At 39.9% G+C, this 23,167-nt stretch carries 29 protein-coding genes and 1 tRNA gene; 15 read left to right on the forward strand and 15 right to left on the reverse strand.

The window, feature by feature from the left end; genetic code table 11:
• Positions 1-15 precede the first annotated feature (15 nt).
• The 3 genes from DFO72_RS19000 to DFO72_RS19010 all read right to left on the reverse strand — a co-directional run bounded on the left by DFO72_RS19000 (position 16) and on the right by DFO72_RS19010 (position 1,881).
• Entirely contained in the window at positions 16-438 is a 423-nt protein-coding gene (locus DFO72_RS19000; protein WP_113883307.1) for a GNAT family N-acetyltransferase, read from the reverse strand.
• A gap of 6 nt (positions 439-444) precedes the next feature.
• Positions 445-963: a YjcG family protein gene (locus tag DFO72_RS19005; RefSeq protein ID WP_113883306.1), complete on the reverse strand. Its 519-nt coding sequence runs from the start codon at positions 961-963 to the stop codon at positions 445-447.
• 192 nt (positions 964-1,155) lie between these two features.
• On the reverse strand, positions 1,156-1,881 hold the full coding sequence (locus tag DFO72_RS19010) for an alpha/beta hydrolase (RefSeq protein WP_113883305.1): 726 nt from the start codon (positions 1,879-1,881) through the stop codon (positions 1,156-1,158).
• Between the two features lie 268 nt (positions 1,882-2,149).
• On the opposite strand from DFO72_RS19010, the gene DFO72_RS19015 reads away from it, so the two are divergent.
• From DFO72_RS19015 to DFO72_RS19025, 3 genes are all read left to right on the forward strand, one after another.
• On the forward strand, positions 2,150-3,142 hold the full coding sequence (locus DFO72_RS19015) for a TAXI family TRAP transporter solute-binding subunit (RefSeq protein ID WP_113883304.1): 993 nt from the start codon (positions 2,150-2,152) through the stop codon (positions 3,140-3,142).
• Between the two features lie 136 nt (positions 3,143-3,278).
• Entirely contained in the window at positions 3,279-3,809 is a 531-nt protein-coding gene (locus DFO72_RS19020; protein WP_113883303.1) for a DUF1850 domain-containing protein, read from the forward strand.
• Entirely contained in the window at positions 3,799-5,757 is a 1,959-nt protein-coding gene (locus tag DFO72_RS19025) for a TRAP transporter permease (RefSeq protein ID WP_113883302.1), read from the forward strand. The genes DFO72_RS19020 and DFO72_RS19025 overlap by 11 nt, the downstream gene beginning before the upstream one ends.
• 67 nt (positions 5,758-5,824) lie before the next feature.
• Here the strand turns inward: DFO72_RS19025 and DFO72_RS19030 are convergent, their stop codons facing one another.
• From DFO72_RS19030 to DFO72_RS19045, 4 genes are all read right to left on the reverse strand, one after another.
• Positions 5,825-6,394 carry a hypothetical protein gene (locus DFO72_RS19030; RefSeq protein ID WP_243856205.1) on the reverse strand — a complete coding sequence of 190 codons (570 nt, stop codon included), beginning with the start codon at positions 6,392-6,394 and terminating at the stop codon, positions 5,825-5,827.
• 193 nt (positions 6,395-6,587) lie between these two features.
• On the reverse strand, positions 6,588-6,806 hold the full coding sequence (locus tag DFO72_RS19035) for a hypothetical protein (RefSeq protein WP_035327332.1): 219 nt from the start codon (positions 6,804-6,806) through the stop codon (positions 6,588-6,590).
• 109 nt (positions 6,807-6,915) lie between these two features.
• Positions 6,916-7,530, reverse strand: coding sequence for a YczE/YyaS/YitT family protein (locus DFO72_RS19040; protein ID WP_113883300.1), 615 nt, complete (start codon positions 7,528-7,530; stop codon positions 6,916-6,918).
• Between the two features lie 166 nt (positions 7,531-7,696).
• A complete protein-coding gene (locus tag DFO72_RS19045) occupies positions 7,697-8,461 on the reverse strand; it encodes a SurA N-terminal domain-containing protein (protein ID WP_113883299.1) in 765 nt (254 codons plus the stop codon).
• Between the two features lie 246 nt (positions 8,462-8,707).
• Here DFO72_RS19045 and DFO72_RS19050 point away from each other — a divergent pair.
• The 3 genes from DFO72_RS19050 (at position 8,708) to DFO72_RS19060 (ending at position 10,171) form a co-directional block, all read left to right on the forward strand.
• Positions 8,708-8,780, forward strand: a tRNA-Val gene (locus DFO72_RS19050).
• Positions 8,781-8,977: 197 nt separating this feature from the next.
• A complete protein-coding gene (locus DFO72_RS19055; protein WP_113883298.1) occupies positions 8,978-9,952 on the forward strand; it encodes a proline dehydrogenase family protein in 975 nt (324 codons plus the stop codon).
• Positions 9,953-10,000: 48 nt separating this feature from the next.
• Positions 10,001-10,171 carry a GNAT family N-acetyltransferase gene (locus DFO72_RS19060; protein WP_243856206.1) on the forward strand — a complete coding sequence of 57 codons (171 nt, stop codon included), beginning with the start codon at positions 10,001-10,003 and terminating at the stop codon, positions 10,169-10,171.
• Positions 10,172-10,519: 348 nt separating this feature from the next.
• Here DFO72_RS19060 and DFO72_RS30030 read toward each other — a convergent pair whose 3' ends face one another.
• On the reverse strand, positions 10,520-10,735 hold the full coding sequence (locus tag DFO72_RS30030; protein WP_243856207.1) for a hypothetical protein: 216 nt from the start codon (positions 10,733-10,735) through the stop codon (positions 10,520-10,522).
• Between the two features lie 575 nt (positions 10,736-11,310).
• On the opposite strand from DFO72_RS30030, the gene DFO72_RS19070 reads away from it, so the two are divergent.
• The 5 genes from DFO72_RS19070 (at position 11,311) to DFO72_RS19090 (ending at position 16,694) form a co-directional block, all read left to right on the forward strand.
• Positions 11,311-12,165 carry a MurR/RpiR family transcriptional regulator gene (locus tag DFO72_RS19070; RefSeq protein ID WP_113883297.1) on the forward strand — a complete coding sequence of 285 codons (855 nt, stop codon included), beginning with the start codon at positions 11,311-11,313 and terminating at the stop codon, positions 12,163-12,165.
• 48 nt (positions 12,166-12,213) lie between these two features.
• Positions 12,214-13,596 carry a YjiH family protein gene (locus DFO72_RS19075; protein ID WP_113883296.1) on the forward strand — a complete coding sequence of 461 codons (1,383 nt, stop codon included), beginning with the start codon at positions 12,214-12,216 and terminating at the stop codon, positions 13,594-13,596.
• Positions 13,597-13,670: 74 nt separating this feature from the next.
• Positions 13,671-14,489 (forward strand): GNAT family N-acetyltransferase, encoded by an 819-nt coding sequence (locus DFO72_RS19080; RefSeq protein ID WP_113883295.1) that lies wholly within the window; start codon positions 13,671-13,673, stop codon positions 14,487-14,489.
• A 12-nt stretch (positions 14,490-14,501) separates the two neighbouring features.
• The gene (menC, locus tag DFO72_RS19085; protein ID WP_113883294.1) at positions 14,502-15,611 is read left to right on the forward strand and encodes an o-succinylbenzoate synthase; all 1,110 of its coding nucleotides are present in this window, start codon (positions 14,502-14,504) and stop codon (positions 15,609-15,611) included.
• A gap of 162 nt (positions 15,612-15,773) precedes the next feature.
• Positions 15,774-16,694 (forward strand): COX15/CtaA family protein, encoded by a 921-nt coding sequence (locus tag DFO72_RS19090; RefSeq protein ID WP_113883293.1) that lies wholly within the window; start codon positions 15,774-15,776, stop codon positions 16,692-16,694.
• Between the two features lie 57 nt (positions 16,695-16,751).
• Here the strand turns inward: DFO72_RS19090 and DFO72_RS30435 are convergent, their stop codons facing one another.
• Positions 16,752-16,877: a hypothetical protein gene (locus DFO72_RS30435; protein ID WP_258549822.1), complete on the reverse strand. Its 126-nt coding sequence runs from the start codon at positions 16,875-16,877 to the stop codon at positions 16,752-16,754.
• Positions 16,878-16,974: 97 nt separating this feature from the next.
• The gene (locus tag DFO72_RS19095; protein WP_113883292.1) at positions 16,975-17,169 is read right to left on the reverse strand and encodes an alpha/beta-type small acid-soluble spore protein; all 195 of its coding nucleotides are present in this window, start codon (positions 17,167-17,169) and stop codon (positions 16,975-16,977) included.
• Positions 17,170-17,448: 279 nt separating this feature from the next.
• Between DFO72_RS19095 and DFO72_RS19100 the strand changes: the two genes are divergently transcribed.
• Genes DFO72_RS19100 through DFO72_RS19110 form a run of 3 tightly spaced genes read left to right on the forward strand, consistent with a single transcriptional unit; the run spans position 17,449 to position 20,465 of the window.
• Positions 17,449-18,717: an ammonium transporter gene (locus tag DFO72_RS19100; protein ID WP_113883291.1), complete on the forward strand. Its 1,269-nt coding sequence runs from the start codon at positions 17,449-17,451 to the stop codon at positions 18,715-18,717.
• 36 nt (positions 18,718-18,753) lie between these two features.
• Positions 18,754-19,737, forward strand: coding sequence for a DUF294 nucleotidyltransferase-like domain-containing protein (locus DFO72_RS19105; RefSeq protein ID WP_113883290.1), 984 nt, complete (start codon positions 18,754-18,756; stop codon positions 19,735-19,737).
• Positions 19,737-20,465 carry an exonuclease domain-containing protein gene (locus DFO72_RS19110; RefSeq protein WP_113883289.1) on the forward strand — a complete coding sequence of 243 codons (729 nt, stop codon included), beginning with the start codon at positions 19,737-19,739 and terminating at the stop codon, positions 20,463-20,465. Before DFO72_RS19105 ends, DFO72_RS19110 begins: the two co-directional genes overlap by 1 nt.
• A gap of 128 nt (positions 20,466-20,593) precedes the next feature.
• Here the strand turns inward: DFO72_RS19110 and DFO72_RS19115 are convergent, their stop codons facing one another.
• Positions 20,594-20,926 carry a hypothetical protein gene (locus tag DFO72_RS19115; RefSeq protein WP_113883288.1) on the reverse strand — a complete coding sequence of 111 codons (333 nt, stop codon included), beginning with the start codon at positions 20,924-20,926 and terminating at the stop codon, positions 20,594-20,596.
• A gap of 156 nt (positions 20,927-21,082) precedes the next feature.
• The gene (locus DFO72_RS19120) at positions 21,083-21,319 is read right to left on the reverse strand and encodes a helix-turn-helix domain-containing protein (protein WP_009331127.1); all 237 of its coding nucleotides are present in this window, start codon (positions 21,317-21,319) and stop codon (positions 21,083-21,085) included.
• A 195-nt stretch (positions 21,320-21,514) separates the two neighbouring features.
• Here DFO72_RS19120 and DFO72_RS19125 point away from each other — a divergent pair, with 195 nt between their 5' ends.
• Positions 21,515-22,078: an HAD hydrolase-like protein gene (locus DFO72_RS19125; protein WP_113883287.1), complete on the forward strand. Its 564-nt coding sequence runs from the start codon at positions 21,515-21,517 to the stop codon at positions 22,076-22,078.
• Positions 22,079-22,168: 90 nt separating this feature from the next.
• Here the strand turns inward: DFO72_RS19125 and DFO72_RS19130 are convergent, their stop codons facing one another.
• From DFO72_RS19130 to DFO72_RS19140, 3 genes are read right to left on the reverse strand one after another with little or no spacing between them, the layout of a single operon-like run.
• Positions 22,169-22,591: a pyridoxamine 5'-phosphate oxidase family protein gene (locus DFO72_RS19130; protein WP_113883286.1), complete on the reverse strand. Its 423-nt coding sequence runs from the start codon at positions 22,589-22,591 to the stop codon at positions 22,169-22,171.
• A gap of 15 nt (positions 22,592-22,606) precedes the next feature.
• The gene (locus tag DFO72_RS19135) at positions 22,607-22,873 is read right to left on the reverse strand and encodes a hypothetical protein (RefSeq protein WP_113883285.1); all 267 of its coding nucleotides are present in this window, start codon (positions 22,871-22,873) and stop codon (positions 22,607-22,609) included.
• A 14-nt stretch (positions 22,874-22,887) separates the two neighbouring features.
• The gene (locus tag DFO72_RS19140; RefSeq protein ID WP_113883284.1) at positions 22,888-23,010 is read right to left on the reverse strand and encodes a 3-methyladenine DNA glycosylase; all 123 of its coding nucleotides are present in this window, start codon (positions 23,008-23,010) and stop codon (positions 22,888-22,890) included.
• Positions 23,011-23,167: the final 157 nt, after the last annotated feature.

Genomic DNA, 23,167 nt, shown 5'->3' on the forward strand with positions numbered 1-23,167 from the left:
GCAGAAGCTTGTCCGTTATATCTTTTTTTTCATTGTACGGTGGGGAATCCCGGCATCCATGAATACTTCCGAGATTACCTGATAGCCCAGCTTTTCATAAAAAGGGATAGCCTGCGTCTGGGCATTTAATTTTAAGGCAGGCAAGCCTTGTTTCTTAGCATGCTCTTCAATTTTATCCATTATTGCCTTTCCTGAGCCGCTCTGACGGTTCTCCTTCAGAACGCATATTCTTTCCACTTTGCCATTGCCGTCAACTGTACGAAATCTTCCGGCACCTGCAGGCATGCCATTATTATATAGTACAAAATGGACTGCTTCGTCTTCGAACTGATCGATTTCCTCTTCCTCGGGAACATTTTGCTCGTTGATAAAAACTTGTTTCCTTACTGAGAAGGCATCATGCAATTCTTGTTCAGATGAGACTACTTTTACTTCCACTTTTCACTATTCCTTTCCTAGCCTGAATGTTTCATAAACGGTCCATGAACCGTTATCCAGCTGATATAAAAGATGAAAACGATCCACAACCTCTTCGTGATTAACAGGCTGCATTCTTAAGCTCCCATATACATCGGAATGTTCATCATTGGAGAGTTTTTGTCCGATGGTAATATGGGGAACAAAATTATATTCAGGTGTATCGCCGCTAATATGATCATTCAGTTCAATATGTAACTCTTCAAGCTGGGCTGAAGGCTCAATTTTAAAATAAATGACATTGTTGACAGGCTGGAAAGAGCTGATTTTTGTAGCATTAATATGAAATGGCTCGTGTTTATCAGCTATTCCATGAAGTGTTTCCGTCAGCTGTTTTATTTCTTCTTCAGATGCTTCAAAGCGCGATCTTAATGTTACATGCGGAGGAATTAAAGCATAATGCGGATCATATCGCTTTCTATAAGAATTGGCCAAATCCTGCAATTTTTTTGACGGGAAAATAACTATGCCGTAATTAGTGTTCATACAACAACCTCCATGTTCATTAATGTTTTTTATAACTGGCAGGCTAAAATGAAATGAAAAACACTTGGTTGGTCTATTATAGCAAATTTTCTAAATTCATTATATAATTATACCTTTTTTCATAATAAAAAACAGTATGTCAAGATAATCTTTTTATAGCGAATGAATAGGTCTTTTTACATAATTCTGAAGTTAAAACATAGACTTTAGCGCCCTTTTTAAATCAGGCTGCCAGTATGTCCATGTATGATCGCCATCGAATTCATCATAGAAGTAAGGGAATTGTTTCTGCTTAAACAAACTGGAAAGATCCCGATTTGGTGTAAGGAAATCTTTCTCTTCACCTCCTGTGGTTTTTACAGATGTCTCGCCTTTCCCGATAACGTGATAAATATTAAGAAGGTGGGCCTGCGTAAATTCCTGCACTGCCTCTGTAACGGAGGTGTCAACATAAGGTGATTGAAGAATTAACCTCCCAAAAGTATTAGGGTATTGCAGGGCTGCCATTAATGAAACAGTTGCCGCAAGTGAGTCTCCCATAAGGGCACGTCCCATTCCCATTTGATAAGTAGGAAATTCACGGTCAAGATATGGAACCAGTTCGTGTGCAAGGAAACGAATATAAGCATTATGCTGTTCACCGTCCGGATGATATTTCTTCCATCTGTCTTTGACGTTTTTATAAGGGACTCCAACAATGATAATATTTTCAATTTCTTTTTTGTTTAATAATTCATCCGCTATGCGTCCGACTCTTCCAAGCTGGAAGTAATCTTTACCATCCTGGGCTATAACAACTGTGTATTTATATAAAGGTGAAAAGGAAGCGGGCAAATAAATGAGCAGTTCAACCTCTTCGCCCAGTTCCTTGCTTTCGATTGCAATATCTTGTATTGAACCTCTAGGGTAATCCATCATTTTTGTTCCTCCGTTTAGTTCTAATGTGTTATGTAAGAGTTTACAATGAGATTTTATCATATATATATAGGAATTGCTTTTTACATGCATTCTCATGCATGAGGCATGCCGCTTTATTTTGGATAAAATTCACAGAGAGGGTGAATCAGCATTCAAAAAGACAATTAACGGCAAATTTTAAAAGCAGGGAAGGATCATTTGACAATTCAGATAAGGTTTATGTTAGTATATAATTGATAAAATCTAATCTTTATAAGGGGGAAATAGGATGAAAAAGAGAAGTATATTCCTAGCCACAGCTCTTCTGTTAGCGCTTTCTATGGTTCTTGCAGCATGCGGCGGCGGAAAAGATGAAGGCGGCGGCGATGGAGAAGGCGGCGCAGACAAGCCTAAATTCATGAGCATCGTAACTGGTGGAACAGGCGGTACATACTATCCGCTGGGCGGATCATTCGCTGAGATTATTTCTGATGCTACAGGCATTGATACAAATGCTGAAGTTTCAGGTGCATCTGCAGAGAACATGAACACACTGAAAGATGGCAATGCTGAGATTGCTTTCTCTCAAACAGATATTGCTTCATATGCACAAGAAGGAAAATTAATGTTTGAAGGTGCAGCTGTGGATAATGTGAGTGCGGTCGGCACGCTTTACCCGGAAACGATTCAGATCGTTACTACTGCAAAATCTGGCATTAAATCTGTTGAAGACTTAAAAGGCAAAAAAGTTTCAATCGGAGCTCCTGGTTCAGGAACTGCTGCGAATGCAGAACAGATTCTTGAAGTGCACGGAATCAAATTGGATGACATTCAAAAGCAGGATCTTTCTTTTGATGAGTCAACTGCCGGAATCCAGGATGGCAATATTGATGCAGCATTCGTTACAGCTGGAACTCCTACAGGTGCTGTTGAAGGACTTTCTGCAACTGAAGATGTTGTGATCGTTCCGATTGAACAGGATAAAATCGATGCATTAATCGAAAAATATCCTTACTATGTACAAGATGAAGTGCCATCTGGAACATATAAGCTTGCAGAAGCTGTGCCAACAGTAGCAGTACAGGCAATGCTTGTTGTTTCAAATGACCTTTCAGAGGATGTAGTTTACGATGTTACGAAAGCAATCTTTGAGAATCTTGACAAAGTTACACATGCCAAAGGAAAAATGATTAAGGCTGAAAATGCTGTAAAGGGTACTGGCATTGAACTGCACCCTGGTGCTAAAAAGTACTTTGACGAAAAAGGCTTTAAAGCTGAATAATCTTTCAATAACATAATCCAATGATTAAATTTGGCCGGCTGTAAAACCTAATAAGGTTATTGCGCCGGTCAATTAATTTTAAAATGAAATGGCAATCAATTGTAAAAGCTGACAATATTTTTTAGGTGGAGGTTTCATGAAATTTAATAAGCCAGGGAACAAAAAAGCGGTCCTGGCACTCCTCGTAATCATTACCATCGCAATCATGTTCTTCATACCCATTAAGCAGGCAGTTGTTTTTGAGTATCAAAACAAAGGAAAGGTGATTGCTTATTTCCCGATTAAAGAGGACAGAACCTTTAAGATAAAGTATACACATTCCATCCACCTTACAGATGTTGTAGAAAGCTATACTATAACCGAGGATGGAAGTATTAAATTGTTCGAACTCATGTATGAGGATTTTGCCATCGGCATGCCTGAGAATGCTTCAGATGGAGAAACATTTGAACAAAAGGACGGCAAATATTATATTAAGAATATGAAAAGGGTTTTTCCTTCATTTGACTTAAGGCTGGGTAAGGTCAGAGCGAATCACAGATTGATTTTGCAGGGCGAAGAATATGTCCTTGCAGATTATATCGAACCTGGCACATGGGTACGGATAAAGGCAAAAAAAATAAACTTATTCGAGGTGTTGAAAGGAGTGAATATCCTTGGAAAATAAAGGAGAAACATTATCTCTTGAGGAACAGCAAAAATTGCTGGAAAAATACGATCCAGAGGCTGGTACAAGGAAATTAGGAGGAGTATTAGGCTGGATCGTCTTTTTTGGGCTTTTAGCATTTTCACTGTTCCATCTATATACAGGGGTTTTCGGAATGCTTACAGCCCAGCTGCAGCGTTCGATTCATTTAGGCTTTGCTTTAGCCCTAATATTTCTATTATTCCCTGCAAGGAAGAAAGATAGAGGCCGAAAGCATAGAGTTGCCTGGTACGATATCATTTTAGCTATACTGGGTATTGCTGTCGGAGCTTATTGGCCTCTATTTATTGATGAAATTGTCATGAGAGCTGGCCGTCTGACCGAGATTGATTTTTATGTAGGATTAATTGCAGTACTTCTGGTTCTGGAAGCGACAAGGCGCGCAGTTGGACTTCCAATTACCATTATTGCCGTCATTTTTCTTGCCTATGCTATGTTCGGGCCGTATATGCCGGCATTTTTAGCGCACCGCGGTCTTGATTTAGAAAGATTGGTGCAGACCATGTTCTTTACGACAGAGGGGATCCTGGGTACCCCCTTAGGCGTATCTGCCACCTTTATATTTTTATTCTTATTATTTGGTTCATTCCTTGTAAAAACGGGTGTAGGTCAATATTTTAATGATTTGGCTGTGTCCATCGCCGGAAAGAGAACTGGCGGACCGGCGAAAGTGGCCATTTTCTCAAGTGCTCTCCAGGGGACTATCAGCGGAAGTTCCGTAGCTAACGTAGTAACCTCTGGATCTTTCACCATTCCAATGATGAAAAAGCTTGGGTACAAGAAAGAATTCGCTGGCGCAGTTGAAGCGACTGCATCAACCGGCGGCCAGATTATGCCTCCAATCATGGGTGCTGCTGCATTCCTGATGGTTGAGTTTATTGGCGGCGGCATTACATACTGGGATATTGCAAAGGCAGCTGCTATTCCGGCACTTCTATATTTTGCCGGGGTCTGGATCATGACTCACTTCGAAGCAAAACGTGTAGGTCTCAGAGGGCTGAAAGATGAAGAGATGCCTAACCGTAAAGAAGTATTGAAAAAGATTTATCTGCTGCTGCCTATTTTGGCAGTTATCATCCTGCTAATGAGCGGAATGAGTGTAATACGTGCTGCTCTTTGGTCAATTGTAATTACGGTTGCAGTAAGTATGATAAGCAAGGAAACGCGCATTGGATTCAGAGATGCTATCGATGCCTTGGTTGATGGTGCGCGCACCGCTTTGGGCGTTGCTGCAGCAACAGCTGCGGCAGGTATAATTGTTGGAGTTGTTGTAAAGACAGGTCTTGGATTAAAGATGGCGAATGGTCTTCTTGATCTTTCAGGCGGTCTGTTGATTCCGACTCTAATGCTGACAATGGTTGCAGCGATAATCCTGGGAATGGGTTCACCAACAACTGCAAACTATGTTATTACATCAACAATAGCCGCCCCTGCGATCATCTTGCTGGGTGTACCTGATTTATCTGCTCACTTATTTGTTTTCTACTTCGGTATTGTGGCAGATGTCACACCGCCAGTTGCTCTTGCAGCGTTTGCGGCGGCGGGCGTATCCGGTGGAGATCCGATAAAGACAGGAGTAACAGCATCCAAGCTTGCTATCGGAGCTTTTATTATTCCATACATGTTTGTCCTTTCACCTGAGTTATTGATGATTGATACAACCTGGTATTACTTAATCTGGGTAGTATTCACCGCCTTGGCAGGTATGATGGCAATTGGGGCTGGCGTAATTGGCTTCTGGCTGCGTAAATTAAATATTATTGAAAGGCTGCTGGGAATTGCAGGCGGACTAATGCTAATATATCCTGAAGGGGTAACTGACATTGTTGGATTAGTTATTTTTATCCTGTTGATAGCACTGCAGGTTTTCATTAAAAAAGACGATCAGGCAAAGCCTCAAACAGCTTAATAAATGTAGAAGGAAGGATGCTCACATGATGAGATCCTTCCTTTTTTGCTTCTGCATCCTTAGACTTTCAGGCCCCCTGATCGCTATGGCCGATTGAAAGGGTTGCATTAACATAATCTTCTTCGCTGCTGGTTAATAACACAGTGAATGTGCCTGTTTCTTCTCCTTCATATACTTCATAACTGAGGGCTTCTTTTAATAGTTCGCTTTTATACTCAATGATCTCACGCTGATTGTTATCTTCTTTAAATCTGTTAACTTCTTCAGCATCTTTTGGAATGCGTTTTTCGATAAAAGCAAGAACCTCTTCATTACTCATATCTTTTTCCATATTTTTAAATTGCATCTCAACTTTTATTGCACGATGCGTTTCAAACTCTTCCAGCATACTGTCTCCGTTGAAGCGGGCAATTTCATCATTATTTTTATTTTCCCCATAAGCCTTTGTGAAAAGGTCCCGTATGTCTCCTAAACCAACTTCTTCAGTTATCTTTTTGTTATCTTCCGGAGCTTTCTCTGTTTCCTCCCGCTGTTCCTCCGTAGAAGGATTATTTTTGTCTTCATCCTCGACAATTTGCTCTTCACTCTGATTACAGCCTGCCAGTATAAGGATTGCTGAACACAAAGCAGCAATCAATGAGTTGCTTTTAATAAAATACTTCCTTTCTTCAGTTTAAATTATTTAAGGGCCAAATCCCGGTTAGAGAGTATATACCCGGATGAAGACCAAATAATCGGAGAATGAAAGGAGCATAGTAAAAAGCCGTACTCCCCAAGTGAAATACAGGCTTTGAATGAATAAAATGAAATATTTTGAAAGAAAGCTCCTTTTAGCTGATTTGGCGAGCTTTCTTTTCGGGCAAAATGGACATGATATGGTTCAAGTTGAAGATGCGCATTTGTTTTCTATATAAACAATAGGCTAAAATCGTGCTGCCTCGAAGTTCTTTGATTAATATTTTTCTTTGTGTAAATGAATTGCGTTTGGAGAGATAAATGATTTCCACAGGCTTTCTCTCTTCCATAGCTCGATAAAGAATTCCTTTCATATAGAAATCCCTCCTTACTTTTATTTACATTATATACGAACGCACGTTCCTTTTCAAGCAAAATACGAAAATTTGTTCGCATAAAAAAAGACTTCACAAATGAAGTCTTTTAAATAATCTTTAACCCCTTGTTTTTCAAGTGATTAAGCAAAACAGTGCCGTATTGTATGGCATAGCCTAAAAAGACGGCTACGAACAATGTGCCTAATCCAACGGGACCGCCTAAGATAAGGCCAATGGCCAATGCTAGAAATTCATTAATTATACGTGCAGTCTTAATGCTGATATTGAGCCTTTTGGCAGTTGCGATCATTAATCCATCAATGGGGCCGCTGAATAATTGAGGACGGATATATATAGAGACCCCGAAGCCAAGTAATGAGACGCCTGTAATGAAGGCAAGGATCTGAAGGGATAAGTTTGTAACTGTGATGCCGCTAAAAACAAGCTCCATCCAAAAATCGATCCCCGCACTCGCTAAAATGGTTCCAATAAATGATTTAAACTGGGGCTTTTCCCAGGTCAGCAGAGCATTAAAAAATATAAGAGATGCTGTGACCAGAAATGACCATGTTCCAATTGTCAGACCGAACTTATTAAACAGGCCAACATAAACAGTGTCCCAGGCACCTGCACCAAGGTTGGATAAGATAATTAATGAGACACCGAGAGTGAGAATTAAATATCCTGCAATTATTTGAATGAGTGTTGTATGTTTAATCATGTTGCATCCTCCCCAATACATATTACCGTATTTAAATAAATTCTCAAGGGAAAGAAAAGGAAGAAAATTATTTAGTATTCCAAACAGTCCAGTATAGGAATAGCACATTTTTTAATCCTTAACATATAAAAACAGCTCCCATATATGGGAACTGCTTTAAAAATACTTAAACCTTAATATCGATTTTTGCACTTTTCTTCAATTCTTCTACATGCTTAACCAGCATATCCTGCTGTTTTTGCTGTTCAAGCTGTTGCTTGATCTGAGGTTTTACTTCCTCTAATTTAGGGGGCTCCTGTCCTTCAGCACCACCCTGGCTGGCATATTCATCATAGAATTTCTGAATTTCAGCATCTGTAACTTCTCCTGGTTTAATCTCGCCATTAATATATTTCGTATATTTAATATTGTTGGCAATTTCCTTCTCTAATGAGTCAGGGTTAAGGCCAGCCTGTTTCATTGCTGTTTCGAATTCCTTGTCGTCCTTGAATTGTCCTTTTGTTTCTTCCAGCTGCTTTTTGACTTCCTCATCAGAAGCTTTGTAGCCTTTTTTGTCGGCTTCCTGGAGAAGAAGTGTCTGGCCGACTAGACTGTCGAGTGTCTGCTCCTTGATTTTCTTTGCAGCATCTTTGGTAGTAGGGTCTTGTCCCATTTGCTGATACATCATTTGTGATGAAGTAAGCACACTGTTATACTCGCGGCCGAGAATTTTCTTTTCATTAACAATTGCAACAGTCTTTTCTTCATCAAGCTTTTGTTTGTCCATTTTCTTTTTCTTTTCTTCCATTTGCTTTTGCTGGTCCTGCTGGTCGGTTTCAGCTGTTTTCGTTTCCTCTTTTTTATCTGCACTTTTGCTTTCATCATCAGCTCCACAAGCAGCTAAAACGGCAGATATTAATACTAGTAAAAAGGGATACATTAGTTTCTTCATTAAAATTTCTCCTTCCGTAACCCTGTGTGGTTTGATTCAGCTAACAAAAGAATCATATAGAGGGCATTATAAAGCATTAATTCTTAAAAAGATACCTTTAAGGCATAAATGCAGGATTTGTAATGGGAATGTAATCTCGTTTTAAACCTGATAACCTTATAGTTTATGGTTGAAATTAAGGTATTGACTTTTATGAAAGAAAGAAGTATATTTTATATTGTCCCCAATACAGGGAAATATCCTAACGATTCCGTAGCTCAGCTGGGAGAGCGCTACCTTGACAGGGTAGAGGTCGCTGGTTCGAACCCAGTCGGAATCATACTTGAAGTGTCTGGCTGCAATAGCCAGGCACTTTTTTGTTTACAGGGATTTTGTTTTTGAACTGGGAACTCCTTGCAATGTTTTAACGAAATTATGATAGGGAATCGATAAAATATAAAAATTCACAAAATAATTTTTATTAAAAATCTATGCTATAATTTCATTGTGAAATTACAAGAGTTAGGGGATATTTCTATGTTGAAAGATCTGTTTATCGGCCTTTCCCAAAACGAATTGCTGAATAGCGCTGCAAAGAAATATGGGTTGAAATTGGGAGCGCAGAGTGTAGTTGCGGGAACAAATTTAGATGAAGCAATTCAAAGCATCAAAGAGCTTAATGCTCATGGCATCTCTTGTACTGTCGATAACCTCGGGGAATTTGTATATAAAAAGGAAGAGGCGGCAGAAGCGAAGAAACAAATAATTGAAGTGATAGAGGCCATTCATGAAAATCAGGTGGATGCACATATATCTTTAAAGCCTTCCCAATTAGGCCTGGATATCGACTACTCTTTCTGTCTTGAAAATGTTAGGGAGATAGTAGAGAGAGCAAGCAATTATGGTATTTTTGTGAATATGGATATGGAAGACTCTAAGCGTTTGCAGCCTTCCTTTGATTTACTGGATGAATTATCTAAAGAATATAATAACATAGGTACAGTTATACAAGCCTATTTCCTGGATGCTGAAGAAGATTTAATGAAATATAAAGATTTCCGCTTGCGCATTGTAAAAGGGGCTTATAAGGAGCCTGAAGAAATTGCTTATCAGGAAAAAAGTGACATCGATGCTAACTTTATAAAATTAATAGAATGGCATTTGCTGAATGGCAAATTTACATCTATTGCAACACATGACCATAAAGTAATTAATCATGTAAAAGATTTTGTAAGGGCTAACAATATCCCTAACGAGAAATTTGAATTTCAAATGCTTTATGGCTTCCGCAAGGATATGCAGCTGAAGCTTGCTGGTGAAGGCTATAATTTCTGTACGTATGTACCATTTGGAAATGACTGGTACGGCTACTTCATGAGGCGCCTGGCTGAAAGGCCGCAGAATTTAAATCTTGTTGCCAAGCAGGTATTTAATAAGAAAACCAATACTGTGATTGGTGTGGCTGCAGGAGCTTTCCTATTAGGAAGATTGACAAAGAAGCGGAAAAAATAATGCTGCGAAAGCCTCCCTGTTTTACTTAAGCAGGGAGGCTTTTTTGTCTTGAACGGGTACGGTATACCGGCTATTAGACTTGTGATAGAGGAAATGAAAGAGATGTATGCTTGTGATGAAATCTGCCTATTAGTCATCAAGGAGAATGAGCCGGCTATTCGTGTTTATACGAAAGTTGGTTTTGAACCAACAGGAGATCTTTCAGGCCTTCCATCCTGAACCCATCTATAAGCTAAAAGTGTAAAAAAAGTCCCTTACAGTATTGTCAGGGACTTTTGCCTATATTTCAATTTCAGCGCCATAATGATCTGAAATGATTGGTTTGTGTGTGCCGTTAAAAATTACCCGTGAATATTTCGGCTGGATAGGCTGAGCCGAAAGAATTAAATCAATCCGCATATCATGTTTAATGTCCTCCCAGCCGAAAATCCTTCCTTTAACAGTAACACCCGAATCCTACCTGGAAGCTAATTCATAAGTTTAGTAGAGCCCATTGCCTGTCAGAAAGTCATAACCTTCATTGCGGACACGAGCGGAGCTGTTGAAATCTCTCATTAAAATGGCGGATTAATCCTTTGCGGCTTGTGAAAGAAGAGATTCAACCTGGAATTTATAGGACTCTTCTTCATCGTGCCACCAGCCGAGATGACAAGTATAGAAGGAGATGGGCCTATCTTGATGAACTAATTTAATACCAACTATTTTTCGTGTCTTCCAGTGTTTTTGGTCTCGGTTATTTGTAATGAAAAATGAATGATCTTCCTTTATTTCATGCCTGGTCATGATTGCAGGCCCTCTTCATATATATCATAGCAATATGTGAGAACTCCCATTATGGAAGAAGCAATCGTTCCAGTGTGCCAAAAAATGGGGAAATCACTGGTAGTAAACAATTGACCGAAATCTTTTAATAACCCTTAAATAAATGGCAAACAATTGATAAGATTAACGCTGCTCCAACCGAGCCGCCACAGTGAAGGGCACAAAGCCCTTTCCATTTGAAAAAGGAAAGATGCAACCGTTTATTGTGAAGTGTCTTTCTTAGAACTTTTATGGACATCGAAGTAATTTCCCTTGATAATATTTTTCCAAATCATCCATCTATAAAGAAATACCTTAGAGTTTAATGCATAAAAATAAATTATTTTTATTAAAAATACATTTTCCTCTTGCTAAAGAAGTATTTCATCCTTTAAAATTCTCTTAAAGAAGGAATCCCTTCATGTAAAAGGATAGATTTCTAGATGAATATAGATAAAAATAATTTTGAATAGTAGAAATTCTTCTTGTTAGAGAAGCATTTCATGCTTTATAATTTGCATAAGAAGTTTTTCCTTCACTATTCATGAGGAGCCGGCATGGATAAGAAAACAATGAGCCAGATGATTAAAGAAAGCTATTCCTCACTCTCGCCAGGACAGCGGAAAGCTGCTGAATTTATAATGGAGCATGCTGATGAAGCTGTTCTATTAACAGCATTTCAAGTTGGGAGAAATGCAGGGGTCAGTGAGACAACGGTCATTCGACTTGCGTACGCACTTGGGTTCAGCGGTTATTCCCAAATGCAGGATCGAATAAGAAAAGAGTGGCTTGCTGGGAAACAGGTGGATTACTTTGAACATGACTCTTCCATAGAAAATACTGCGGAAGAGAACCTGTTTAGGAGAGTCATTGATCAGGAGAGGAAAATACTTCGGCAATTGCTTGATCAGGTTGATGAAAGGGAAATTTGGAAAGCGATTGATGCATTAATCCGCTCAGACAGGGTTTATGTGGGGGGGTTTGGCAGCTCTTTTGCCGCAGCATACTGGTTTTATTACACGCTTAAACAAATAAGGGGAAATGTTTATATCTCAAGCCCTAACGGTTTTCTTCCTGAGGATGTGTGTGATTTAACAGATCAATCGGCCGTTGTCATTTTTTCTTTTCCTCGTTACCGGAAAGAAGCGTTAAAGCTTGCATCTTTTGCTGAAAGGCAAGATTCAAGGATTATTGCCATAACAGACCGCCAGCTGTCACCAATCGGGCAGTTGGCAGAAGTTACGCTTACTACGGATGAGCTTATGGATTCTGGGCATCATTCGGCAGCTTCCGTAATAAGTTTACTGGAGGTGCTGATTGCAGGTATCGATGAACGGGATCATGAAAGAGCTGCAAAAAGACAGCAGGAACTGGAAATCTTATATGCTGAACAAGAGCGGTTTTTTGAGTAAGTTTGAACAGCAGGGGAGTTAATACCAGAAATAAAGGGGGCAAAATGAATGAGCAGTTTATCAAAGAAGATGGTTCAGCAGGAGGGAAGGCCATCCTACACAACCGGGGACTATTTAAAATTTTTAATTCCTTCTCTGGTCGGGGTTTTACTATTTATGGTACCGATTCAAGGAGCTGATGGAATTACAATCCCAGTTGCTTATTTAGCAAATCAAATTAATGGATTACTGGGAGATTCCATACCTTCAATTACTGTTTTTATCATGGCACTTTCAGTAATTGGCTCACTGATAGCAGTAATTTTTAAACCGGGCTTTATCTTGGACAGCCCATATCTGAACAAATTACTGAATGTGAGCAAGTTTTGGGTGGCAGCCCGTTTACTTGGAACAGTTTTTGCTATTATTACATTATTTGAGTTCGGTCTGGAACCGATATATTCAGAGAATACGGGTGCACTCTTAATCTATGATTTAATTCCAATACTATTTACTACATTTCTCCTGGCAGGTTTATTGCTTCCGCTTCTATTAAATTTCGGTCTCCTCGAATTTTTTGGTGCATTATTGATTAAAGTTATGAGGCCTGTTTTTAAGCTGCCCGGGCGTTCTTCGCTTGATTGTCTGGCATCGTGGGTAGGTGACGGGACAATCGGGGTCCTGTTAACGACAAAACAATACGAAGAAGGCTATTACACAAAGCGGGAGGCAGCAGTGGTGGCAACAACCTTCTCAGTTGTTTCCATTACTTTTACGATTGTAATTATTCAATATTTAGACTTAGAGCAATATTTCATTCATTACTATTTTACGATTATCCTGGCTGGTTTGGTGGCAGCTATAGTAATGCCTCGAATACCGCCTTTATCAAGGAAAGCAGATACGGCTTATGAAGGGACAGAGCTCAAGGCGGAAACGAATATCCCATCTCATACTACACCTGTTAAATGGGGATTCAATAATGCTATTAAGAAAGCGAGTACAAATAATAGTGCTGCGGCTGTTGTAAAAGAAGGTGTTGAAAATGTTTTGGACATGTGGATGGGTGTTCTGCCAATTGTTATGGCGATTGGAACGGTTGCCCTGGTAATAGCTGAATTTACACCTGCTTTTACTATTCTTGGCAAGCCGTTTGAACCAATCCTCGCCCTGATGCAAATTCCGGAGGCGGCAGAAGCAGCTCAGACAATGGTGGTGGGATTTGCAGATATGTTCCTGCCAGCTGTCATCGGCAGCGGCATTGAAAGTGAAATGACAAGATTTATTATTGCCTGTGTCTCCGTAACACAGCTGGTATACATGTCTGAAATGGGCGGCCTGCTATTAGGTTCAAATCTGCCTGTCAGCATTAAGGATTTAATTCTAATTTTCCTTCTGCGCACTATGATAACACTGCCAATAGTAGCAGCTGTGGCTCATATTATTTTTTAAAACTTTATTGCATTCATAAAAAAGGCAGCATAGAGGCCGGAAAGTCTTTGGATATTCATGGAAAGGGGAAGGTTATGAAGCAAGAAGCATTAACATCACTGGCAATTAAAAACCTTCACACAGTTAAGGACCTTGAAGCTGTATACGAACTTGAAACCCGCATATGGAGTGTGGAAGAAGCTGTGCCGGTTAATCATACGGTGGCAACGGTTAAAAATGGCGGGTTTGTCTTGGGAGCTTTCCTGGAAGAGGAACTGATCGGCTTTCAATACAGCTTTCCTGGCTTTGACGGCACAAGGATATATCTTTGCTCTCACAGCCTTGGGGTTCAAGCGGAGTACCGGGCGTTCGGGATTGGAGAAAAGCTGAAAAATGCTCAAAAAAAGACAGCGCTTGAGAAAGGCTATGATCTGATTTCGTGGACATATGACCCGCTTGAGACGGTTAATGCTAATCTCAATCTGCATAAACTCGGAGCGGTATGCACTCAATATATCGAAAATGCTTATGGTGAAATGTCAGACCATATGAATGCAGGCATACCATCTGACCGATTTGTAGTGGAGTGGCGAATTAAAGGGGAATGTCCTGAACGTCAATGGTCTGAAGAGGTTCTGCCGAAGGCATTGGAAACAGGTATGTCGGATGGCTTTTATTTTCCTGAAAATACACAGTTGTTTCATGAAAATGAAAAAATTCTTATCCCGGTTCCGGGGAATTTTCAGGATATTAAAAAGCGGGATTTTGAATTGGCTTTGAAATGGAGAGAGAGCACGAAAGAAGTATTCATTCATTATCTCAGCAAAGGCTGGATTGTAACGGATTTGATAAGGGACATAACGGCGGAAAACCAATACTTATATCTCTTGGAAAAAGAAAAGGGATACTGCTAGGAGACTGGGAATATGGACATTAAAAGCGTCGTTTTAAGGCACGTCAAAATGGAGCTGCTGAATCCATTTACAACAAGTGTCGGAACGGAAGTGGATAAGGACTTTATTCTGGTAGAAGTAAAGTCAAAAAGCGGAGAGTCAGGCTGGGCTGAATCGGTTTCCATTATGGAGCCTATTTACAATGAAGAAACAGTTAAAACAAATTGGCATATAATGAGTGATCATTTAATACCGATCCTTTTTGCATCAGAAATTCGTCACCCTGATGATGTTTCAGAGGCATTCAGGCCTATCAGGGGAAACTTTAATGCCAAAGCAGCGCTGGAGGGTGCTGTCTGGGACCTTTATGCCCGGGAGAAGGGGATATCTCTCGCAAAAGCTTTAGGTGGAGTAAAGGAAAAAATAGAAGTGGGCGTAAGTGTGGGCATACAGGAGTCAGAAGTAAAGATGCTCAAGCAAATTGAAGGTTATGTAAATGAAGGCTATCGGCGGATTAAGGTGAAAATCAAGCCCGGCTGGGATGTGCATATTTTAAAATCCATCCGTGCCCAATTTCCTGAAATACAGCTTATGGCTGATGCCAATTGTGCCTATACACTTAATGATATTGATCATCTACAAAGGATGGAGGAGTTTAATCTAATGATGATTGAACAGCCTTTAGATCATGATGATATTATCGACCATGCCAAACTTCAAAGTCATCTGAAAACGCCAATTTGCCTTGACGAAAGTATACATACCTTTGAGGATGCAAGAAAAGCGATTGAGTTTGGAAGCTGCAGAATCATAAATCTTAAAATCGGCCGTGTTGGAGGACTGACAGAGTCCAAAAGAATTCACGACCTTTGCGAAGATCATGATATTCCGATGTGGTGTGGCGGAATGCTTGAAGCTGGAATAGGCCGTGCGCACAATATTGCCATTACTTCACTGTCCAATTTCACGCTTCCTGGAGATACGGCCCCATCATCCCACTACTGGAAGGAAGATATCATCCGTCCTGAAGTCATTATGGAAGATGGATTTATATTTGTGCCTCAAAGGCCTGGAATAGGGTATGAACCTAATCGTTCTAAAATGGAGGATGTCACCCTTTATAGCCGTACTTATTCAAAATAATGACATGCATAGCTGCGCCAGGGGGAACTCTGGCGGTTTTTTTTATGTTGAATATTGCATTAGGGCCCGCTTTAATTTGTGATTCATATCACCGAAAGATATTCCGCCTTTTGATAAACTGAATGAAAAATTCTAAATATTGAAATATAAGGGGTGTGGAGTTTGAAGGTAAAACGGCTGGCATTTTTAACAATTGTCATTACCTATTTTCTAATTGTATTCGGAGGGTATGTGGCATCTTCGGAGTCGGGCATGGGATGCGGGCCGGAATGGCCTTTATGCAATGGTAAGGTAATCCCGATATTAGAAGGGGATACCTTAATTGAGTTTGCTCACAGGGTCATCGGTGCAGTACTTGGAATAATGACGGCGGTGTTGTATTTTAGTATTCAAAAGTCAAATCCGGTGCGAGAACTTGATATAGTTTCGAAGGTGCTGATGCTGCTTTTACTAATTCAAATTTTACTGGGGGCTGCTGTCGTTTGGCTGGATTTGCCTGCTGTGGTTGTCTCTGTTCACCTGATGGTGGCAATGCTTTTCCTGGCTGCGCTAATCTGGATCTGGCGCAATGCTGGTGAACAGCGATCACTTGCTGTATTCAGAAAACAAAAGAGTTTCCAAAAAAATTTTAATGGATTGCTGATTGTGACTCTTCTTACATTATTCCTTGGTGCGTATATTAAGCATCAATCATTAGGATTGTCCTGTGGATGGCTTGAATGTGCAAATGGTTTAATGCCTGTATCCATATCTGGGATGATCCAGACCGGACACAGGATTCTAGCTGGAGTTCTGGCATTCTACATACTTATTCTTACATATCTATCATTTAAAAATAAATGTGAGGCTGGGCTGCAGAATCGGCTTATGGCTGCCTCCTTGCTTGTTTTAACCCAAATCATTATTGGAGTTCTTACCATTATAAGTTACATTGAATTATCCTGGGCAGTTCTCCACCTTGCTTTTGGGACAGCGTTGTTTGCAATTGTTTTTGAGGCAAGAGTATTTGTGTCACAATCAGGAGGGGTAAACAGTACATGGAAAATAACCCGTAATCAGAAGTATTTTGTAAATTCAGAATGAATAATAACCACCCAAAAAAAGGCAGTCAAGTGACGTGCCTTTTTTTGGTGTGACGGTTTATTTTTGCAGATCTTTTTTTGTTATTTCGCTTCTGATATTTGCCTCTCTTGAAAACTCCGTATCCTGTTTTTGGTTTTTAGGATATTTGTTTTTTCTTTCGCGGTTATCATTTTTGTTGGTCATAGGTATGCCTCCGTTGGTAATTCAGCTTTTGAGTGAAAGTATTTTATTAATAACCGGCCCATGGGCAGGGCCGGTTAAGTCCAGCAAAAAACATCCTCTACTGATTTTGCTGGTTTTTAAGCTGCTGTTCTGCCATTGCGACAAGGCGCTTTGTCATCTCCCCGCCGACAGAACCGTTTGCTCGTGCGGTCGTATCAGCACCAAGCTGAACTCCAAACTCATTGGCGATCTCCTGTTTCATTTGATCCAATACATTTTCTGCACCGGGTACCAAAAGTTTGTTTCTTGCCATGATACAACACTCCCGACGATTATTTGAGCAAATTAATGCTCGTTTTTAACTTAACCGATTAATGAAAGACAGATGCAACTATAAAATTTCCAATCATTTTAATCTGATAGTAAGATTAATGTTAGATAATATAACATAAAAATTATAAATTTTCTAAAAATAGATTGACTTATGTAAAATTTAGAGTAAAATAAGGATTAAATTTCAAGATGTTAGATAATATAACATCGTTTTTGTATTAATTATTACATTGTAAACAATAATAGGGAGGAATGACAATTGGATGCCACATTTTTAATGAACAGCCTGTGGGTTATGCTGGGAGCAATTTTAGTCATTTTTATGCTTGGCGGTTTTATTATGCTGGAAGCCGGTTCTACCCGGATGAAAAATGCGGGGCATATTGCAGGAAAAACGATCTTTACCTTTGGTTTATCATCATTAGTGTTTTGGGCAGTGGGGTTTGGCTTCATATTTGGCGGTAATGCAAATATCCTGGTCGGGCTTACAAATTTCTTTTACTCAGGTGCTGAACTTGAGGGAATGGGCTTATCATCTTCGGTATTCTTCGTATTCCAGCTGGCATTTGCCGGTATTGCCATCACGATTGCACTAGGCGGATTTGCTGAACGTGCAAAACTATCCGTTTACCTCATTTTCACCGTATTATTTTCCGCAATTGTTTATCCTGTGGTTGCACATTGGATTTGGGGAGGGGGCTGGCTTGCAGAACACGGCAAGCAGGACTTTGCCGGGTCAACGGTTGTTCACTTAACAGGTGCTATGGCAGCCTTGGCCGCTACTATTTTACTTAAGCCCCGAATTGGAAAGTTCAACAAAGACGGTTCGGCTAACAATATCTATGGCCATAACCAAGTATATACAGCCCTGGGTGTGCTGATCCTGTGGGTTGGCTGGTTCGGTTTTAACGCTGGGAGTACATTGACTGTGGAAGATGGGTTCTTTGGATTTGTAGCTCTTAATACAAATCTTGCTGCAGGAGCAGGCGCCGTATCAGCATTGATTATTTCCTGGGTAGTTATGGGGAAATCCGATGTGCCGACAATGCTCAATGGTGCTCTTGCAGGCCTTGTCGCTATTACAGCTTCCTGTGCATTTGTGGATACATGGGCGGCTGTTGTCATAGGGTTTGTAGCAGGGATCCTTGTTTTCTACAGTGTGCGTTTCTTTGAAAAGAGGTCAATTGATGATCCCATCTTTGCACTATCTGTCCACGGTGCAGCTGGGGTTTGGGGGACATTATCCACTGGATTCTTTGCAACACCTGAATTGGCATCAGTCGGAAAGCCTGGATTGTTTTATGGGGGCGGTTTTGAACAGCTGGGAGTTCAGTTCATGGGTGTAGCTGTATCCGGTCTTTATGCTTTTGCTGTATCCTTCATTATTTTGGCAGCTGCCAAGAAAGTATTGGGAGGACTTCGGGTAACAGAAGAAGAAGAAATTATGGGATTAGATTTAAGTGAACATGGAAGCTACGGATATCCGGAAGTCTTCATGGCTGAGGAAAACAAAAGTTTAAGCTCATAAGCAAGAATCGAGCTTTCTTTTAAAGGAAGTGCCTGAATGGAATCATCATTTAATTCTTATCAAACCCTGAAAAAGTGGAAAGAGGAACAGATAATAAAATATCGCTATGATGCCAGTGCTCTGAATGAATTTCACGACCTTATCATGAAAGATGTTATTCGCATAGCTTTGGAGCGATTGAAAATAGAAAGATCACCTTCATGGAAGTTTGCCTGGTTTACGATGGGGAGCGGCGGGCGAAAGGAACATGGCTTTCTGAGTGACCAGGACCATGGATTGGTGTTTGAACCGGAAGAGGATGAAGCAGAAGCGTATTTTTTGCAGCTGGGGGAGGAAATTTCAAAAGGTTTGCATGCAGCTGGATATCCCTATTGCGAAGGGAATGTGATGAGTTCAAATCCACTGTGGTGCAAGTCCATATCTAAATGGAAAAGACAGATCCAAGCATGGATGCAGGAGGAGAGTCTGCAGACGATAAGAAATCTCCACATTTTCTATGACAGCAGAGTGCTTGCAGGCGAGGAGGGATATATAGGTGAATTGAAGTCCATTATCCACATGAACATTCAAAAAAGCCCTCATTTGCTGACCAGGATGATGGAGACCAGTATGCATATAAAAAAATCAGTTGGTCCATTTGGCCAGCTTCTGACAGAGGAAAAGGGGAGCCATCAAGGAGAGTTGGATCTAAAATATGCCGCATTTATACCATATGTAAATGCGGTTAGAATTCTTGCTGTCAAAGAAGGGGTATTGGAGACTTCCACTATTGCCCGAATGAGCAAGCTCAAAGAAATGGATGGCTATGATGAGGAAATGGGTAAATATACAAGTAATTTTGCTGCTTTGTTAAAATGGAGACTTCAGTCTTACAGGCAAACAGATACTTATGATGATACCCACTACATTCAGCTGAAATCCTTATCAAAATCTGAAAGAAATGAATTGAAAAATATTTTAAAGGATGGCAAAAAGCTTCATCAGTTTGTGATCAGGGCCATTGAAAAGGGTGCAGGTTGATGGGATTCCATCCTTTTGTTCAATTTGTCAGAGGTATTCAAGGTAAACTTCAAACGAATATGTTTGGTGGGATGAATGGTCAAAATCCACAGCAAATGGCTTTTATAAGGCAAATGCAGAGGGAACTGGAGAATACCGATTCTATGGCTATTCCATTCGGAAATTTGAATGTTGCTGTCTTTGATATTGAAACAACTGGATTTTATCCGTATAAAGGGGATCAGATTATATCGATTGGTGCGGTTAAAATTATTAAAGGGAAAGTCAGTGAAGACAGTTTTTATTCACTTGTCCGTTTTGAAAAGCCACTTTCAAACGAAATTAAGGAGCTGACGGGTTTATCTGAAGCTGTTTTAGAAAAAGCTCCTCCACTCTCGGAAGTGTTGATTAGCTTCCTTGAATTTGTGAAGGATATGCCGCTTGTAGCCCATCATGCGAATCACGAAAAAAGCTTTATGCAGCACAGCTGCTGGAAGCTATTCCGTACGCCATTCAAGTATAGGATATTAGATACTTCCTTCCTATACAGAATAGCTGATCCTAATAAATCATTCTGGAGATTAGAAGACCTTTGTGAATTTTATAGCATCCCTGTTAAAGACCGACATCATGCGCTGGGGGATGCAAAGCTTACAGCTCTCTTATGGTGCCGATTGATCGAGGAAGTTCATAAATTAGGATGCTCCAACTTAAAAGAGGTTTACGAACGTATAGCAAGGTTTAACTAAGAAGAAAATGGCCTAACACTGCCAAAGTTTGCGTGTAAATCAATAGATAAGTTAAAGCCCCAATCACTATGAGATTGGGGCAAATTTGTTATTCCTAAGGCTCACAGCAAAAAGCACAATGTTCTCCCTTAGAATTCCCCGTCAAAAGGAGTAAAAGGGATGTTAAGTCTATTCTCAACTGCTCTTAGCCTTTGGTTCAGCCGATTAAGCCTTCGTGTATGGCGGTCAACGGTCTGGTTCAGCATTTTAACCTGGTCAGCCAAATTTACCAGCTGCCTGTTCAGCCGTGTAATCTCTCTGGATTGGTCCTGATTTTGCCTTTCTAAAGCTGTAACCCTTCTTTCGAGCTGCTGTGGCTGTCTGTCAGAATCATATTGTTCGAACTGCTGAAATTCATATTCAGGGGTGAAGTGGGCTGCTGGCTGAGGAAGATAACCTTGATAATAGCCATATGGATACATTGGGCACTCTCCTTATATGCAAATATCCTAAAACTCCTTATACTTTATGCATAAATGGGCGGAGAGACACGGCATATGCCTATTTTAATTGCCTGCTGCTAATTTGTGATCGGTATCATCATAGAAGGGAAGGTCTTTAAACAGCCGCATCTGTTTTTACATGAAGGGGGGGACGCCTTTGCTGATTTCTGAAACAAGGGAAGTGAGTGATTGCATCTGCTGGTCATCGAGGTCAAAAGCAATTTTGATCTTATTTTCAAGATCAGCTGTTACTCTTCTCTTGCCTACCTCAACCAGAGCTATTAGAGAGAAGCTGCAGCTGACAACTCTTGCGAAATCACGCTGTGTCATATTATAGCTTTTTCTGATTAGCTTAATAATTTCTTTGTTCATTCATATTCATCCTTTAAAAATTCTCCCTATTTTATCAGGGCAAGATTTTTTTAGTCTTATAGCTATTAAATTAGCATTGTGCTATAGGTTTGTCAAAGTAATTTAATTACAATGGAAAAGCAGGTTAATAGATTGGCTGCAGGTATAATTACTAAAATAAGGGGATAAAAAGGAGTTTGAAGGGAGCTTTGCGTGTTGAATATACTTTGGGATTTTGACGGCACTTTGTTTGATACATACCCAGCTTACACAGCGATTTTCAGGGAAGTAATGGGGGATGAAAAGATCTCGGAAGATGAGATTTTTTGGCAGTTAAAGGTTTCATTCAGCGATGCATTTGAACATTTCAGCTTAAATGATGAACAAATTAAAGCAATCAGGAAGATGGCGAGACAGCTCCAGCCCGAAGATTTAACGCCTTTTCCTGGGGTTGAGCATGTATTAAAGCAGGCTGATAAGAATGTTATTATGACTCATAAGGAAAGAGATGATGTTCTATCTATATTGAAGTTCCATAATTTAGATGGATACTTTACCGATATGGTAGCAGGAGATGACGGCTATCCCCGCAAGCCTCACACCGCTTCATATGAATTTCTGCATGAGAAGCATAAAGTGGATTTAGCAATTGGAGACAGGGAAATAGACATTCTGCCGGCAAAGGACCTTGGCATAAGGACTTGCCTCTTTCAGAATAATACTCCAGGAGCAGATTACTATTTGAGTCACTATAGGGATTTTAATAAGATAATAAAATAGAGCATTCATAGAAAATATGCTACTGGCTAATATGATGGAAGCATACAATAAAAGACGCCTGGCACGTTATTCGATGCCAGGCGTCTTGGTTTATAAATCAAGTGTTCTTGTAGAATTTTCCTTTATGTTCATCAGTGTTATTTTATCCGGGTTAATTTCAAGAACAATTAAATTGGAATCGTTTGGACCATCGAACCATGGTTCCATATTTTCATTCCATAGTTTTTCTTTTAAATCATCCGAATCATTAATAGAAGCGGTTCCTTCAATTTCTACATAGGAATCACCAAACCCTTCACCTTCATATCCTGCTAAGATATGAACGTTTGGGTTGGCTTTAATTTCATCTGCTTTATCTGTCTGAATGCTGGTGGGTGTAAACAAGGTAAGATTATCGTTAAAAAATGTCATGTAGCGCGAATATGGTTTGTTGTTTTTTACGGTAGAAAGGGTGCCTATTTTGCTGTTTTCCAATACATTCATGATTTCTTCCTTTAGGTTATTTTGACTCATACCCTCCTGCCTTTCTTATGTCCTTGTTCCATCGTCATATTTATCGCCAAACAGCTTTTTCTTTTTTATCGTTTCAAAGTCAGCTTTGTACTTTTCCTCTGTAGAAGAGCTGCTCTTAATTTTTGAGCCGTTTTTTTCTTCTTCTTTTTCCTGTTTTAAGTCTTCCACTGGGATAGGATCTACATTCTTCTCACTTTCATACTTGTCAAATAAACTTTCTTTTTCGGTTTTATATTGTTCGGGGTTATCCATCTTTCCATCCTGAATGTTTTTGTCAGCCATTTTAGACATCCTCCTTAATTCCGCTGTTCTTCCTGAGGTTTTTCAGGCTCTCTTTGGGGCTCAATATCATTGTTGTCTTCTTTCTTTTTTTCTTGTTCTATAGAATTATTTTTTTCTGACTTGTATTTATCTGCCATCGTAAAAAACCTCCTTTAACTGTTAGTATTCATTACCCGCTTCATGAAGAGTAAAACGTAACGGGACAGATATCCAGAGTGCGGGGCTAACCGAAAAGAAAGACAGACAACAACTGAAATCTGAAAAAAGGGGATTGAGCTGAAGGTTATCAGCCAA

The organism is Cytobacillus oceanisediminis, assembly GCF_004366035.1.
GTDB lineage: Bacteria > Bacillota > Bacilli > Bacillales > Cytobacillaceae > Cytobacillus > Cytobacillus oceanisediminis_C.